This is a genomic window from Microbacterium sp. NPDC080220 (assembly GCF_040686395.1).
In the GTDB taxonomy this organism is placed as follows: Bacteria; Actinomycetota; Actinomycetes; order Actinomycetales; family Microbacteriaceae; genus Microbacterium; species Microbacterium gawkjiense.
Map to the genome: position 1 here is coordinate 1 of NZ_JBFBOP010000003.1, position 14,608 is coordinate 14,608.

General features: G+C 69.9%; 13 protein-coding genes, 2 rRNA genes and 1 pseudogene. 14 read left to right on the forward strand and 2 right to left on the reverse strand.

Going from position 1 to position 14,608, the window contains the following annotated elements:
- The 3 genes from AB0P29_RS05880 to AB0P29_RS05890 all read left to right on the forward strand — a co-directional run.
- Positions 1 to 98, forward strand: a 23S ribosomal RNA gene (locus AB0P29_RS05880); the annotation flags it as partial.
- 98 nt (positions 99 to 196) lie between these two features.
- Positions 197 to 313: ribosomal RNA gene (rrf, locus tag AB0P29_RS05885) — 5S ribosomal RNA — on the forward strand.
- 126 nt (positions 314 to 439) lie between these two features.
- Positions 440 to 898, forward strand: coding sequence for an ATP-binding cassette domain-containing protein (locus tag AB0P29_RS05890; protein WP_363379058.1), 459 nt, complete (start codon positions 440 to 442; stop codon positions 896 to 898).
- A gap of 171 nt (positions 899 to 1,069) precedes the next feature.
- Here AB0P29_RS05890 and AB0P29_RS05895 read toward each other — a convergent pair whose 3' ends face one another.
- The gene (locus AB0P29_RS05895) at positions 1,070 to 2,011 is read right to left on the reverse strand and encodes a helix-turn-helix domain-containing protein (RefSeq protein ID WP_363379059.1); all 942 of its coding nucleotides are present in this window, start codon (positions 2,009 to 2,011) and stop codon (positions 1,070 to 1,072) included.
- 107 nt (positions 2,012 to 2,118) lie between these two features.
- On the opposite strand from AB0P29_RS05895, the gene AB0P29_RS05900 reads away from it, so the two are divergent.
- The 7 genes and pseudogenes from AB0P29_RS05900 (at position 2,119) to AB0P29_RS05930 (ending at position 9,011) form a co-directional block, all read left to right on the forward strand.
- Positions 2,119 to 2,430 (forward strand): antibiotic biosynthesis monooxygenase, encoded by a 312-nt coding sequence (locus AB0P29_RS05900; RefSeq protein ID WP_311284431.1) that lies wholly within the window; start codon positions 2,119 to 2,121, stop codon positions 2,428 to 2,430.
- A 314-nt stretch (positions 2,431 to 2,744) separates the two neighbouring features.
- Positions 2,745 to 3,161, forward strand: a pseudogene (locus AB0P29_RS05905) (ABC transporter ATP-binding protein); the annotation flags it as partial.
- Between the two features lie 48 nt (positions 3,162 to 3,209).
- A complete protein-coding gene (locus tag AB0P29_RS05910) occupies positions 3,210 to 4,331 on the forward strand; it encodes a GuaB3 family IMP dehydrogenase-related protein (RefSeq protein WP_064001230.1) in 1,122 nt (373 codons plus the stop codon).
- Complete coding sequence (locus tag AB0P29_RS05915; protein ID WP_253034984.1) at positions 4,331 to 5,188, forward strand: SURF1 family protein; 858 nt, start codon at positions 4,331 to 4,333, stop codon at positions 5,186 to 5,188. Before AB0P29_RS05910 ends, AB0P29_RS05915 begins: the two co-directional genes overlap by 1 nt.
- Before the next feature lie 10 nt (positions 5,189 to 5,198).
- Positions 5,199 to 5,717, forward strand: a complete 519-nt coding sequence (locus tag AB0P29_RS05920) for a DUF3817 domain-containing protein (RefSeq protein ID WP_253034983.1) — start codon at positions 5,199 to 5,201, stop codon at positions 5,715 to 5,717.
- Positions 5,714 to 7,294 carry a glutamine-hydrolyzing GMP synthase gene (gene guaA / locus AB0P29_RS05925; RefSeq protein ID WP_217531550.1) on the forward strand — a complete coding sequence of 527 codons (1,581 nt, stop codon included), beginning with the start codon at positions 5,714 to 5,716 and terminating at the stop codon, positions 7,292 to 7,294. Before AB0P29_RS05920 ends, guaA begins: the two co-directional genes overlap by 4 nt.
- 124 nt (positions 7,295 to 7,418) lie before the next feature.
- Positions 7,419 to 9,011, forward strand: a complete 1,593-nt coding sequence (locus tag AB0P29_RS05930) for a PAS domain-containing sensor histidine kinase (protein ID WP_363379060.1) — start codon at positions 7,419 to 7,421, stop codon at positions 9,009 to 9,011.
- A gap of 70 nt (positions 9,012 to 9,081) precedes the next feature.
- Here the strand turns inward: AB0P29_RS05930 and AB0P29_RS05935 are convergent, their stop codons facing one another.
- A complete protein-coding gene (locus AB0P29_RS05935) occupies positions 9,082 to 9,990 on the reverse strand; it encodes a Bax inhibitor-1/YccA family protein (RefSeq protein WP_064001235.1) in 909 nt (302 codons plus the stop codon).
- A gap of 163 nt (positions 9,991 to 10,153) precedes the next feature.
- On the opposite strand from AB0P29_RS05935, the gene AB0P29_RS05940 reads away from it, so the two are divergent.
- From AB0P29_RS05940 to AB0P29_RS05955, 4 genes are all read left to right on the forward strand, one after another.
- Positions 10,154 to 11,149 carry a glycerophosphodiester phosphodiesterase family protein gene (locus AB0P29_RS05940; protein ID WP_253034980.1) on the forward strand — a complete coding sequence of 332 codons (996 nt, stop codon included), beginning with the start codon at positions 10,154 to 10,156 and terminating at the stop codon, positions 11,147 to 11,149.
- A gap of 93 nt (positions 11,150 to 11,242) precedes the next feature.
- Entirely contained in the window at positions 11,243 to 12,514 is a 1,272-nt protein-coding gene (locus AB0P29_RS05945) for an MFS transporter (RefSeq protein ID WP_253034979.1), read from the forward strand.
- Between the two features lie 10 nt (positions 12,515 to 12,524).
- Positions 12,525 to 13,457, forward strand: a complete 933-nt coding sequence (locus AB0P29_RS05950; protein WP_253034978.1) for an ABC transporter ATP-binding protein — start codon at positions 12,525 to 12,527, stop codon at positions 13,455 to 13,457.
- Positions 13,454 to 14,527, forward strand: a complete 1,074-nt coding sequence (locus AB0P29_RS05955; RefSeq protein ID WP_253034977.1) for an ABC transporter permease — start codon at positions 13,454 to 13,456, stop codon at positions 14,525 to 14,527. The genes AB0P29_RS05950 and AB0P29_RS05955 overlap by 4 nt, the downstream gene beginning before the upstream one ends.
- Positions 14,528 to 14,608 lie beyond the last annotated feature (81 nt).

The following is a 14,608-nucleotide window of genomic DNA, read 5'->3' on the forward strand; positions in this document are numbered from 1 at the left end:
GAGAGGCTCCCAGCCAGACTACTGGGTTGATAGGCCGGATGTGGAAGCGTGGTAACACGTGAAGCTGACCGGTACTAATAAGCCGATGACTTGATAACACACCGTTTAGGTGCTTGCGTCCACTGAGTGGTTCTCGATGTACGGTCGAGAACCGCATAACGAACAATCGTTGTGCAGACTGAAACATCAATAGTGTTTCGGCGGCCATAGCGTGAGGGAAACGCCCGGTCACATTCCGAACCCGGAAGCTAAGCCTCACAGCGCCGATGGTACTGCAGGGGGGACCCTGTGGGAGAGTAGGACACCGCCGGACTTCTTTCGATCGAAAGCCCCTACCAATGCTGGTCGGGGCTTTCGTGGTTTCCGGGCATAGTCGTGAGAACCTGCGTTCTCCGATGAGCTGATCGGCACCGCTCTCGGGGCGGAAGGACCGCCCATCGTGGCTCAGATCGACGTGCAGAACGTCTCGTTCACCCTCCCCGACGGGACCCCGCTTCTCGAGGACGTGGCGTTCCGCGTTCCGGCGGGATCGACGACAGCCCTCGTCGGGCAGAACGGGGCCGGCAAGATCACGCTCATGGGCATCATCCGAGGCGAGCTCCGCGCGCACGGCGGCGCCGTCACGATCGGCGGTTCGCCGGGTGTGATGGATCAGTTCATCGGGCACGGGGCTTCCGGCCAGACCGTCCACGACCTCCTCATCACCGTGGCTCCCGCTCGGATCCGCGCCGAGGCGCGAGAGTTCGAGGACGCCGAGAACGCGCTCAGTGAGTCCGACGATCTCGATGGGCAGATGCGCTACGCCGAGGCGATCGCCGATTACGCGGATGCCGCCGGTCACGAGTACGAGACCGTGTGGGACACCTGCACGACGGCGGCCCTTCCCAATCCACCCTGATGGGGTCTGCTGATCCTCTCGATGAGAACACAAGCCACCCAACCCGACCGTCCGGGAAGCCGGGGCACGTCGCATGGCCTGTGCTGCGGGCATGTCGAGTGGGTCGTCCAGGGGCGACGCAGGAGCGCGGACGCGACGTGCTGAGAGGTGGTTCTCAGGCATGGCGATCGGTCAGGAACGGCGTCGCTCCCTGCGCAGGAGGGAGCGCAGAGTCTCGGCGTTCGCGTAGCCGACCCGTAGCGCGATCTCGGCGGAGGTGAGGTCCGTGGTTGCTGAGAGGTGCCGAGCTCGTTCGATGCGAAGCCGTTGGACGAAGCCGAGCGGAGTGAGGTTGAGCGCCGCACGGACTCGTCGTTCGAGGGTGCGCCGGCTGGTGCCGAGCGACTGCGCGACGAAGGCGACGTTGAACGGTTCGTCCAGGCGGGCGCGCACGAAGCGTTCGAACTCGACGATGATCGGGTCCTCGTGCCGGAGATGATCGTAGGCGACGAAGGCCGCCTGCGACGGGCGCTCGTCGATGATGAGGAGCTTGGCGACATGTCGGGCCAGGTCGGGGCTGATCGATCGCACGAGTGAGAGCGCGAGGTCGATGTGGGCGAAGGCGGCGCCGGCGGTGACGAGGTTCCCGTCGGCCACGACCATGGTGTCGAGATCGAGGGCGACGGTCGGATAGCGCTTCAGGAACTCCGGCCCCAGGAACCAGCTGGTCGTCGCCCGCCGATGATGCATCCGTCCGGTCTCGGCGACGGCGAACACGCCGGTGCACGCCGCGGCGATCCGGGTGGTCGCCTCGTCGAGGCGCCCGAGCGAGGCGATGACCGAACGAGCATCTCGGCTCTGCAGGACGTCGTTGGTAGCGGCGGCCGTAAGGGTTCCAAGCGCAGGGACGACGACCACGTCGAACTCTCCGGACTCCGACAGCGGTTGGTCCACCGACAGGGTCATCGATGCCGTCGTGGTCACTCGCCGTTTCGGTCCGAGGATGGCGAGTTCGATCGGGTCGATCCGCGGGTCGACATCGCCGCGAGCTCCATCGGCCACCCGCACGATGTCGATGATCGACGCGATAGCCGAACCGAAGCAGCCGTCGATCGCGATCAGTCCGATACGCATGACGTAAACAGTAGCAATCCTGCCGTATACGCCACTGCCGGCCGGCCCTTGCCCGTCATACGCTGAACTCGTCCCACGAAGAACCCCGACTGCAAGGAGAGTCCCTCATGTCCACACCCGCATCACTTCCGTATGCCTTCGTCGCCAAGATCGTCGCGGCGGATGGACAGCACGACGCGGTCGCCGATCTGCTCGCCGGCGCTGTCGCACTCGCCAACGAAGAAGTAGGAACGGTTGTCTGGTTCGCGGTCAGGACCCACGCCGACACCTTCTGGATCTTCGATGCATTCCCCGACGAGGCCGCTCGCGATGCCCACGCCAACGGCGCCATCGTCGCAGCCCTGATGGCCAACCAGCACCTCCTCGGCGCAGCACCCGAGATCCTGGCGGCCGACGTCCTCGCGTCCAAGCTCCCGTAGTCCGCCAACGCACGAGACGATCGCGCCCCGCCGAGCCGTCGGACCCGACCAGGTCGCGACACAACGCCCCGTCGCGTTGCCGAGCGGTGCGAGGTCTACCGGCACACGGACAGGATGCCGGCCGCGAGCGCTCAGCCGGCGAGGGGGCCGTCGCAGAGGAGAGCGACGTCGGTGTCGGGCAGAGCCGTGAGGCCAGCGCATCGCGCGGCCACCAGAACCGAACAGCCCCTGCTCTGCGTTTCCGCAGGTCAGGGGCTGTTCGCCGGAGCCGCCTGTCGGAATCCAACCGACGACTCAATCAGGCTCATCTCAAAGCACTGGTCGAGCCCAACACGCTCGGACGGACCTTGAACAAGCGCGCCGACGACGTTCTCGCTTACGTCGACCGACCCGGCACATCCAACGGTCCGACCGAGGCGATCAGCCGCCTCGAGCACCTCCGCGGCTCCGCGCTCGGGTCCGGCGGCCAGCAGGCAGGGTTCCAGATCCTGCTGCTCGAACTCTCGGGCGCGACCCTGCTGCTCGACGAGCCGACCGACAACCTCGACCTCGTGTCGGCCGAGGCGCTGGAGAACGCCTTGACCGCGTTCTCGGGGACCGTGCTCGCGGTCACCCACGACCGCTGGTTCGCACGGTCGTTCGACCGGTTCCTCGTCTTCGGGGCCGACGGCACGGTCTACGAGTCCGACGAGCCCGTGTGGGACGAACGGCGGGTGGCGCGTGCCCGCTGAGCAGGCGGGGCGCGCGTCGGGCCCCGACGGTAGGCTGGGACGGTGACCATGGAAATCGAGCTCGGCCGCGCCAAGCGCGCGCGTCGCGCGTACGCCTTCGACGACATCGCCGTCGTGCCCTCGCGGCGCACGCGCAACCCCGAGGACGTCTCGACCACCTGGTCGATCGATGCCTACAGCTTCGGCATCCCGGTCCTCGGCGCGCCGATGGACTCGGTGATGAGCCCGCGCACGGCGATCATGCTCGGCCAGCTCGGCGGCCTCGGTGTGCTCGACCTCGAAGGGCTGTGGACCCGGTACGACGACCCGGAGCCGCTGCTCGCCGAGATCGCCGCGCTCCCCGCGGACGGCGCGACCCGTCGGATGCAGGAGCTGTACTCCGCGCCGATCAAGCCCGAGCTGGTCCGCGACCGCCTCGCCGAGATCCGCGCCGCCGGCGTGACGGTGGCCGGCGCGCTCACCCCGCAGCGCACGCAGGATCTGTACGAGACCGTCGTCGCCGCCGGCGTCGACCTGTTCGTCATCCGCGGCACCACGGTCTCGGCCGAGCACGTGTCCAGCGTCGACGAGCCACTCAACCTCAAGAAGTTCATCTACGACCTCGACGTCCCGGTCATCGTGGGCGGTGCGGCGACCTACACGGCCGCGCTCCACCTCATGCGGACCGGCGCCGCCGGCGTCCTCGTCGGGTTCGGCGGGGGAGCGGCATCCACCACTCGCGCCACCCTCGGCCTGCACGCGCCGATGGCCACCGCGGTCGCCGACGTCGCCGGCGCGCGCCGCGACTACCTCGACGAGTCGGGCGGGCGCTACGTGCACGTCATCGCCGACGGCGGTGTCGGCACGTCGGGAGACATCGTCAAGGCCCTCGCCATGGGCGCCGACGCCGTCATGCTCGGCGTCGCGCTCGCGCGCGCGACCGACGCCCCCGGCCGCGGCTTCCACTGGGGACCCGAGGCGCACCACGCCAAGCTGCCGCGCGGCACCCGCGTCGAGGTCGGTCAGGTCTCGCCGTTGGAAGAGATCCTCTACGGCCCGGCCCCCGTCGCCGACGGCACGGCGAACCTCATCGGTGCGCTGCGGAAGTCGATGGCGACGACCGGCTACTCGGATCTCAAGGAGTTCCAGCGCGTCGAGGTCGTCGTCGCGCCGTACGCCTCGTCCCACTGATGACCGGAACCCCCGCCGTCGACGATCTTCCCGACGTCTTCCCGCCGACGCTGCGGGAGGTCATGACCCGTCCGTTCTGGATCGGGATGCTGGGCCTCGCCCTGCTCGTGGCCGGGATCTTCGCGTGGCTCGGGCAATGGCAGCTGGGGAACGCCATCGACACCGATCCGCCGCCCGCGGGCATGACCGAGCAGGTGCGTCCGCTGGGTGAGGTCGTGGCTCCCGGCGCTTACCTGCCGGAGCCGCTCGTGGGCCAACGGGTCGAGGTGAAGGGTTCCTTCGTGGCCGGCGACTTCCGCGTCGTCACCTCCCGCTACGACGACGGCACGCCCGGATACTGGGTGGCGGGACAATTCCGCGTCGACCCGACGACCGCCGGGGTGGACGGTCCGACCTCCCTCGCAGTGGCGGTCGGGTTCACGCCTGACCGGGAGAACGCGGATGCCGCGGCATCCGCTCTGAGCGACGCGCCGCCGCAGGACGTCACGCTGACGGGACGGCTCATCTCCGACGAGGGCGCGAAGGAGCCGCCGCGGGACGCCGACCCTCTCGAGATCACCGCGATGTCTCCGGCCGCGCTGCTCTCGCAGTGGAGCGACATCGAGGGGCTCGACGTCTACCGTCCCTACCTCGTCTCCGCGGAGGCCTTCGGCGCGCTGCAGCAGATCCATGCGCCGGCCCCGACCGAGCTGTCGTCGGTGAACTGGCTCAACATCTTCTACGCCATCGAGTGGGCGGTGTTCGCGGGCTTCGCCTTCTACATGTGGTACCGACTGGCGCGCGACGCGTGGGAGAAGGAAGTCGAAGCGCTCTCCGACGACGGCGAGGGCGCCGAGCAGCCCCTGCCGCGCCCGTAGACTGGAAGCCATGCCCGTCCAGCCCAAACTCGCCACGTTCCCGGCGATCCGCGGCGCCCTGCGGTTCTACCAGATCGCATCGATCGTCACCGGTGTCGGCCTGCTTCTGCTGGTCGCCGAGATGATCCTGAAGTACACGCCGCTCCACGTCGAGCTCTTCGCCGGCGGCTCCGGTGGGCTGCTGTGGTTCGCGACGGCGATCCCCGGCCCCGACTGCCAGTGGTACTCGCTGTTCGCGCCGATGACGAACACGTGCGACATCGTCTCCACCGGAGACGGCGTCAACATCTCGCTCGCGATCCTCGTCGTGCACGGGTGGTTCTACGTCGTCTACCTCTTCGCGTGCTTCCGGGTGTGGAGCCTCATGCGGTGGCGCTTCCCGCGTTTCGTCGTGCTCGCGCTCGGCGGCATCGTGCCCCTCCTGTCCTTCTTCATGGAGGCGAAGGTCGCCCGCGAGGTCAGGGAGTACCTGGCCGAACGGGAGGCCGCCGCATCCGTCCCCCTCGAAACCCCCACGGAGACCCGGTGACAGAGCAGACCGAAACCTCCCAGCGACCCGTGCTGGTCGTCGACTTCGGCGCCCAGTACGCGCAACTGATCGCCCGTCGCGTCCGCGAGGCCGGCGTGTACAGCGAACTGGTGCCGCACACCGCGACGGCTGCGGAGATCGCCGAGAAGAACCCTGTCGGGATCATCCTCTCGGGCGGTCCCTCGTCGGTCTACGAGGAGGGAGCGCCGCAGCTGGATGCCGGTGTCTTCGACCTCGGTGTCCCGACGCTCGGCATCTGCTACGGCTTCCAGGTGATGGCCAAGACCCTCGGCGGCGAGGTCGCGAACACCGGCCTTCGCGAGTACGGGGCGACGGATGCGACGATCGTCACCGACAACGTGCTGCTCGACGGACAGCCCGTGGACCAGAACGTGTGGATGAGCCACGGCGACCAGGTCAGCGCCGCTCCCGACGGCTTCGAGGTCCTCGCGCGGACCGCGGCCACCCCCGTCGCCGCCTTCGCGAACGACGCCCGTAAGCTCTACGGCGTGCAGTGGCATCCCGAGGTCAAGCACTCCGACCACGGCCAGCGCGTGCTGGAGAACTTCCTGCACAAGGCGGCGGGACTGCCCGCCGACTGGAACAGCGACAACGTCATCGCCGAGCAGGTCGAGAAGATCCGCGCGCAGGTCGGGACGGGCCGGGTCATCTCGGCGTTGTCGGGAGGCGTCGACTCGGCGGTGTCCACCGCCCTCGTGCACAAGGCTGTCGGCGACCAGCTCACCGCCGTCTTCATCGACCACGGTCTGCTCCGCAAGGGCGAGCGCGAGCAGGTCGAGAACGACTACGTCGCCTCGACCGGGGTGCGCCTGATCACCGTCGACGCGCGGGAGACCTTCCTCGACGCCCTCGCCGGCGTGAGCGATCCCGAACAGAAGCGCAAGATCATCGGCCGGGAGTTCATCCGCGCCTTCGAGAAGGTCCAGTCGGACCTCATCGCCGAGGCCGCCGCGGAGGGCGACCCGATCCGGTTCCTCGTGCAGGGCACCCTCTACCCGGATGTGGTCGAGTCCGGCGGCGGTGCCGGCACGGCCAACATCAAGAGCCACCACAACGTCGGCGGGCTTCCCGAGGACCTGCAGTTCGAGCTCGTCGAGCCGTTGCGCACCCTGTTCAAGGACGAGGTCCGCGCGATCGGTCGCGAGCTGGGTCTGCCGGAGGCCATCGTCGGGCGCCAGCCCTTTCCGGGGCCCGGCCTCGGCATCCGGATCGTGGGTGAGGTCACCGCTGACCGCCTCGAGATCCTGCGTGACGCCGACGCCATCGCCCGTGCGGAGCTGACGAAGGCGGGACTGGACGGCGAGATCTGGCAGTGCCCCGTCGTGCTGCTGGCCGACGTTCGCTCGGTGGGCGTGCAGGGGGACGGGCGGACCTACGGGCATCCGATCGTCCTGCGCCCCGTCTCGAGCGAGGACGCCATGACGGCGGACTGGACCCGGCTGCCGTACGACGTGCTCTCGAAGATCAGCAACCGCATCACGAACGAGGTGCGCGAGGTCAACCGGGTGGTGCTCGACGTCACGTCGAAGCCCCCGGGGACCATCGAATGGGAGTGAGTCGCGGGGGGAACCCCCGTGACGAGCCGCGTCGCCAGCCCTTGACACGGCGTGTCCGGCCCGGTCAGAGTGAGCGCGGGCTCCTGCCCCGGTCTGCACCGCCGTCTGAGGAGGGGGTGAGGCGTTGATCGAGCGTCCGCGTACACAGCCGTACGCGCAGTTCGTCCTGGCCATCTCGGCCCTCATCGTCGTGCTGATCCTCGGGACGATCGACAGCGCCCGCATCACCCCGCTGCTGCTCGCCGGCTTCGGCGTCATCGTTCTGAGCACGGCGGCCATGACCGCCGTCTGGCTCGTCCAGCCGACCACGCACACGGAGTGGCTGGCGGCCATCCCGCTCGTGCAGATCCTCGCGTGCCTTCCCCTGCGGGACGCCGGTGTAGAGGTCCTGCCCGCGGCGGGCCTGCTGGTGATCTTCCCGCTCGGCTGGCTCGCCTTCGCCTTCCCGCCCGCCACCGTCGTGGCCGGCGTGCTGCTGACCGCTCTCGGACCGCTCATCCAGATCATCCGGACCGGTGGATTCCGCGACGCCGCCGACGTCGTCTCGGTCGTCGCCCTGCCCATCATCGCGGGGCTCATCGCGGGGACCATCGCCCTCATCGCCCGGGACCTCGGGCGGATGCGGGCGCACACCGAGGCCGTGTCGGATGAACTCGATCACGCGCTGCGGCTGTCGGGCCGCGACACCGCCATGCTGCGCGCCACCCTCGACGCGACCGACAACGCCGTCGCCGTCTTCGGACCGGATGGACGCCCGATCCTGCTCAACGCCGTCGCCGCCGAGATCAGCGGACGATCCGGGATAGACGAGATCGACCGGGACGGATTCCTCTCGGTCATCTGGCGCGCCGACACCTCGATGCCCGCCGAGGCCACCTCGGCCGACTTCGTCGAGCGCGTGCGCTCGGGGGACTTCGCCGCGCCGCGGACGGTGGAGTTCGGCGGCGACCCGCGGCGCGTGCTGCAGGTCATCGTGCGTCCCGTCGTCGCCGGCGGCGAGGAGGTCGGGATCGTGATCGTCGGTCAGGACGTCACCGAGCTCGTGGGTGCCGTCGAAGTCCGCGATCGGTTCCTCAGCACCGTCGGTCACGAATTCCGCACGCCCCTCACGGTGATCCTCGGTCACACCGACATCGCCCTCATGAACGAGTCGGCCGAGACCGAACGGTGGGAAGCCGTCGAGCGGTCAGCGGAGCGCCTGCTGCGGCTCGTCGAGCGCCTCATCGCGGCCGGACAGTCGACACGCGACGTCGAAGCGCGCTCGGGAGCCTCCCACGTCGGTCCCGTCGTCAAACACGCGATCTCGGAGGTCGCGGCCCGCGCGCGGGACCGCCGCATCCACATCCAGATGGGCGCGATGCCCGACCGGGCCGCCCGCATCGCCGTCCGCGATCTCGCGTCGATCCTGGAGGAGCTCCTCCGCAACGCCGTCGAGTTCACCCCCGCGGGAGGCGGCGACGTCGTGGTCTCGGCCTACGAGGAGGGACGCGAGATCGTCGTCACCGTCGCGGACCAGGGTGTCGGGATGACCGAGCAGGAGCGCACGCACGCCTTCGACCGGTTCTACCGCGCTCCGTACGCACACGATGCCGCCATCCCCGGCACCGGCATCGGGCTCTCCAACGCCGCGTCGCTCGCCGAGGCCTACGGGGCGACCGTGACGCTCGAGTCGCACGCCCCGCGCGGCACGGTCGCCGTCCTGCGGCTCCCGTCCTGAGCACGCGGATCGCCCGCAACGACGAAGGCCGCCCGGTTTCCCGGACGGCCTTCGTCGTGTGAGGCGGGGGTCAGTCGTTGCCCCGCAGGATGGCGATGATGCGGAGGATCTCGACGTAGAGCCAGACGACCGTGACCATGATGCCGAAGGCGCCGATCCAGCCGAACTCGCGGGGAGCGCCGTTGCGGGCACCCTGCTGCACGAGGTCGAAGTCCTGGACGAGCGAGTACGACGCCATGAGGACGACCAGCAGGCCGATGATGAGGCCGAGCGGGATGCCGAAGACCTCCTGGCTGTAGAGGCCGAAGGTGCCCTGGGTGACGCCCGTCCACATGAGGACCAGGTTGACGAGGCCGAACACCAGGTAGCTGACCATCGCGATCATAAAGATCTTGTTGGCCTTCTTGCTGACACGGACCTTGCCGCTCGCGAAGAGAGCGAGGGTCACGCCGACCACCACGAGGGTCGCGATGGTCGCCTGCAGGACGACGCCCGGCCAGATGAACTCGAAGTACGCCGAGATTCCACCGACGAACAGACCCTCAGCCGCCGCGTACGCCCAGACCAGAGCCGGGCGGACCTTTTTGCGGGACGTGAAGCTGATGACGAGCGCGAGGACGAAGCCCACGAGCGCGCCGATGATCCAGGGCATGATCGTCAGGTCGGCCGGCTCCACCTGCGTAGGCATGAGCGACCCGCCGAGGGTCCAGAACCAGCCCACGAGTGCGGTCACGAGCAGGATGCCGAACAGGCCCGCCGTCTTGACGACGGTGTCCTCGACCGTCATCCGGCCGGTGTTGGCGGAGGATGCGGTGGGGGCCGCGTACATGCCCTCGAGCTGAGCGCTCGCGGCGAGGTCGGCGGCCTGGTGCGAGGCGGCCGAGTAGTTCGTCGGCGCGGCAGGGGGAGTCAGGCCGGGACGGCGCTGATCCTCCTGGAACACCGGATTGTTGAAGGCGAAATTGCCGGACGCTGCCATTGTGTGTCTCACTCCAAAAGTCGACTCACAGCGCTGTGCTGTCGATCCAGCGTATCGGACCGTGTTTCCGCGGGTGCGGGCCCCCGCTGTGAGAGGACTATGAGGCCCCTCTGGCCGCGCTCCTGCGGCGGATCGCGTCACCCGAGCTGGGTACCCTGACCGCATGTCCGTGAACCGCCCGCTCGTCATCGGTCACCGCGGCGCGCCGGGGTACCTGCCCGAGCATTCGCGCGCCTCCTACGACCTCGCTCTCGCCGCCGGGGTGGACGCCGTCGAGCCCGACGTCGTCTTCACCGCGGACCGCATCGCCGTGGTCCGGCACGAGAACGAGATCGGGTCGACGACCGACGTGGCCGACCATCCCGAGTTCGCGTCGCGTCGGACGACGAAGGTCGTCGACGGCGCGGACCTGACCGGATGGTTCACCGAGGACTTCACGTGGGACGAGCTGGCCACGCTGCGGTGCCGGGAACGGCTGCCGCACCTTCGGCCGGGGAGCGCGGCGAGCGACCGCGGTCAGCCGATCCTGCGGCTGCGCGAGCTCCTCGACCTCGTGGCTGCCGCCCCGGCGGGAGCCGGCGTCGTGCTGGAGGTGAAGCACGCGACGTACTTCGGATCGATCGGGTACGACGTCGCGGGGCTGCTCGCCGACGAACTGCGCAGCGCCGGATGGGATGTCGGGGAGCGGCCGCTGGTGATCGAATCGTTCGAGCAGCGGATCCTGCAGGAGCTGCGGGGTCGCGGCCTCCGTGCCCGCTACGTCTACCTGCTCGAGGCGGAGGGGTCCGCGTGGGACCTCCGGGCGGCGGACGGCGACGACGCGGTCACCTACGCCGACCAGCTCACCCCGGAGGGGCTCGACCGGCTCGCGGGCGAGGTGAATGGGATCAGTCTCGACAAGCGGATCGTGCTCGAGCATCCGTCCGTCGTGGCGGACGCGCACGGTCGCGGGCTCGAGGTCTACGTGTGGACGTGCCGACCCGAGAACGCGTTCCTCGACCCGCTCTTCCGCGGACCCGGCGACGACGCGACGTTCGGCGACTGGGAGGGGGAGTGGCGCCGGATCGCGGAGACCGGCGTCGACGGCGTCTTCGTCGACCACCCCGACCTCGGCGTCGCCTTCTTCGCCCACCCGGGACGCTCAGGTGACGCGCGGTAGAATGGATGCCGGTGCGCCAGCACCCCGTGTAACTACCTGATCCGTGGAGAGTCAAGGCGGCACGACGCCTCAGCTGCACGGAGGTCATGACACATGCCCCTCACCGACTCGACACCGGTGCGCGCCCCCGAACGCGACAGCCCCCTCCGGACGCTCGCCGCTTCTGTGGGTATCGGATACTTCGCCATCGCCCTGATTGCGCGACTGCCGTACGCGATGATCGTCGTCGGCGTCCTCACGATGGTCGTCGACGCTCGCGGATCGCTCGCCGTCGGCGGGTTCACCTCGGCGATGGTCGGCCTCGGCACCATCGCGACCGGCCCCCTCATCGGCGCGGCCGCCGACCGCTGGGGTCAGCGACCGGTGCTGCTGCTCGCGACGCTCGTCCAGAGCGCCGTCCTGGTGACCCTCGTCGCCGTCGCCTACGGCGACACCCCGGACGGTGTGCTCCTGGCCGTCTCGGTGCTCGCCGGGGCGACCGCCCCGCAGGTCTCGCCGATGTCGCGCGCCCGACTGGTCGGTTCCATCGGCCGGATGCGGCTCGACCGCGTCGCCCGCGGCCGACTCCAGGAGTCGACGATGGGCTACGAGTCGGCCGTCGATGAGATCGTCTTCGTCTTCGGGCCGGTCCTCGTCGGCGTCGTCGCGATCGCGGCGAGCCCCGCCGCTCCGGTGCTCGCCGCCGCCGCCCTCACCGTCGTCTTCGTCACCGCGTTCGCGCTGCACCCGACCGCGCGCACCGCGGGCCACGCCGACCAGGGTGCGGGGCGTGAGCCGGCGCGGGCCGTGCTGCGCCCCGGCATCCTCGTCGCCGCCGCCGGCACCTTCGCGACCGGACTGTTCTTCGGAGCGATGCTGACTTCGCTCACCGCCTTCGCGGACGAGGGCGGGTTCCCCGAGCAGACCGGCATCCTCTACGGGATCATGGGCATCGGCTCGGCGATCCTCGCGCTCGGGGTGGGCCTGTTGCCGCGACGCTTCGCGTTGCCGTGGCGCTGGATCGGCTTCACCGCCGTCCTGCTGATCGGTGCGGTTCTCGCCGCCGGGGCAACGGGAGCGATCTCGATGGGGTGGGCTCTCGCGGTCGCCGGCTGCGGCATCGGCCCGACGCTCGCGACGATCTACGCGCTCGCCGCCGCTCGTTCGCCGCGCGGACGCGAGGCGACGGTCATGGCCGTGCTCGGTTCGGCGGTCGTCGTCGGCCAGGCCTTCGCGAGCATGGTGGTCGGCGCGCTGGCCGAGTCCGCCGGGGCCGCGGTGGCCCTGTCGGCACCCGTCGTCGCGGTCGCGCTGCTGCTGACCTTCGGCCTGCTCAATCTGCGCGTGCGTCCGCGCGTTCCCCAGGAGGACACCTCCGCCCCCTAGGGTGAGCGGTATGACTGCTGCCGGCATCGTCGCCCAGGGGGTGCGACGATCCTTCGGGAACGTCCACGCCGTCCGCGACGTCACCTTCCAGGCGCCCGAGGGCGCGGTCACGGGCCTCGTGGGCCCGAACGGCGCGGGCAAGACGACGCTGCTGCTGATGCTCGCTTCGCTCCTGGCCCCCGACGCCGGCACCATCCGGATCGCCGGGATCGATCCCGTAACCGACCCCGCGGCGGCGCGCGCGAAGCTCGGGTGGATGCCGGACAGCCTGGGCGCGTGGCCCTCGCTCTCGGCCCGCGAGACGATCGCTGTCACCGGCCGGCTCTCCGGCCTCGACCGGACGGCCGCCGCGGCACGCGCCGCGGAACTCCTCACCACCGTCGGCCTCGAGTCCCTCGGGGATGCTCCGGCCCGGGTGCTCTCCCGCGGCCAGAAGCAGCGCCTCGGCCTCGCGCGCGCCCTCGTCCACGACCCGCGGGTGCTCCTGCTCGACGAGCCCGCCTCGGGTCTCGACCCGCAGGCGCGCATCGACCTGCGCCTGCTGCTGCGCTCGCTCGCGGCGGAGGGACGCACGGTGCTGGTCTCCAGCCACATCCTCTCCGAACTCGAGGAGGTCGTCGACGACGCCGTCTTCATGACGCAGGGCGAGACCGTGAGCTCCGAGCGCGTCGCCGAGGCGGCCGGTCGTGCACGGACGTGGCGGATCCGCCTCGCGGATCGGGATGCCGCGACCGCCGCCCTCCCGGTGGCACGGGCCCTCGGGCTCGACGTCGCGACCCTCCCCGTCGACCGACGCGACCTGCTCGTGAGCTTCGCCGGCGACGCGGCCGCGGCGCAGGGACTCGCCGCGCTCGTCGCGGCCGGTCTGCCGGTCGCGGAGTTCTCCGCGGCCAGCGGCATCCTGGAACACACCTTCCTCGACCTCGAAGGAGGTGCGCGATGAACCTCTCGCGACTGTGGACCATCGCCCGCCTCGACCTGACCCAGCGCATCCGTACGGTGTCCTGGTACGTGCTGCTCGGTGTCTTCGCGCTCGTCCTCGTCGGGACGACCGCGCTCGCCTTCCTCTCCTTCTCGGGCCAGGAGGATTCCGGTCCCGGCGTCTACTCGGTCGTCGTCTTCGTCACGCTGCTGCTGGTCGTGCTCGTCTCGCCGACCCTCAGCGGCAACTCCATCAACGGTGACCGGGATGCCGCGACCCTCGCCCCGTTGCAGGTCACCCAGGCGACGACCCGCGAGATCGTGCTCGGCAAGTTCCTCGCCGCGTGGCTGACGGGGCTCGCGTTCGCCGTGGTCGCCGTGCCGTTCCTCGTCATCGCCACCTTCGGCGGGGGCATCAACCCGCTCGCCGTCGTGGTCTCGGCCGTCGTGCTGGTCGTCGAAGCGGGTGTCGTCGCGGCGCTCGGGACGGCGTTCAGCGGCATCCTCGCCCGTCCGCTGTTCTCCGTCGCGACGACCTACCTCGTCGTGGCGGCCCTCACCGTCGGGACGGTCATCGCCTTCGGCTTGCTCGGGTCGAGCGTCCGCACCGAGCGCGTGGACCGGTATCAGTCGGCGCAGTACGACGAGACCGGCGCGCCCGTGTGCGCGGACGGCTCCTCGAGCTGCCCGAACGATCCGGAGCAGTGGGTCTGCGGCGACTGGGAGAGCACCACCTACGAGGTGCCGCGGTTCGACTACTTCTGGTGGATCCTGGCGGCGAACCCCTTCGTGATCCTCGCCGACGCGACACCGTCGAGCTTCAACGAGTACGGGAACCCCGACGACCTGTTCGGATGGACGAAGTACTCCGTCCGGCAGTCGCAGATCGCCCCCGAGCCGGTCAGCTCGTACAGCGACTGCGTCGTGCAGGACAGCGGCCCGACACCGGAGGAGATCATCGCGTCGACGGTGCCGAGTTGGTTCGTCGGCCTCGGCGTGCAGGTGATCGCGGCGGGCCTCCTGCTGTGGTGGGCGGGTGTGCGAACCCGCACGCCGGCGCGTCGTCTTCCGCCGGGGACCCGCATCGCGTGACGCCCGCCGGGTGAGGATCCTCTCATCTGCGCATCTTCCTCTTGGGGAACGGTCAGGGGATGCATAGCCTCCTATCAGCCT

Excerpts from the sequence above, each read along its gene's own strand:
- AB0P29_RS05895 (WP_363379059.1), bottom strand. The coding sequence starts at position 2,011 with ATGCGTATCGGACTGATCGCGATCGACGGCTGCTTCGGTTCGGCTATC.
- AB0P29_RS05945 (WP_253034979.1), top strand. The coding sequence starts at position 11,243 with ATGCCCCTCACCGACTCGACACCGGTGCGCGCCCCCGAACGCGACAGC.
- AB0P29_RS05910 (WP_064001230.1), top strand. The coding sequence starts at position 3,210 with ATGGAAATCGAGCTCGGCCGCGCCAAGCGCGCGCGTCGCGCGTACGCC.
- AB0P29_RS05955 (WP_253034977.1), top strand. The coding sequence starts at position 13,454 with ATGAACCTCTCGCGACTGTGGACCATCGCCCGCCTCGACCTGACCCAG.
- AB0P29_RS05940 (WP_253034980.1), top strand. The coding sequence starts at position 10,154 with ATGTCCGTGAACCGCCCGCTCGTCATCGGTCACCGCGGCGCGCCGGGG.
- AB0P29_RS05920 (WP_253034983.1), top strand. The coding sequence starts at position 5,199 with ATGCCCGTCCAGCCCAAACTCGCCACGTTCCCGGCGATCCGCGGCGCC.
- AB0P29_RS05900 (WP_311284431.1), top strand. The coding sequence starts at position 2,119 with ATGTCCACACCCGCATCACTTCCGTATGCCTTCGTCGCCAAGATCGTC.
- AB0P29_RS05915 (WP_253034984.1), top strand. The coding sequence starts at position 4,331 with ATGACCGGAACCCCCGCCGTCGACGATCTTCCCGACGTCTTCCCGCCG.
- AB0P29_RS05950 (WP_253034978.1), top strand. The coding sequence starts at position 12,525 with ATGACTGCTGCCGGCATCGTCGCCCAGGGGGTGCGACGATCCTTCGGG.
- AB0P29_RS05935 (WP_064001235.1), bottom strand. The coding sequence starts at position 9,990 with ATGGCAGCGTCCGGCAATTTCGCCTTCAACAATCCGGTGTTCCAGGAG.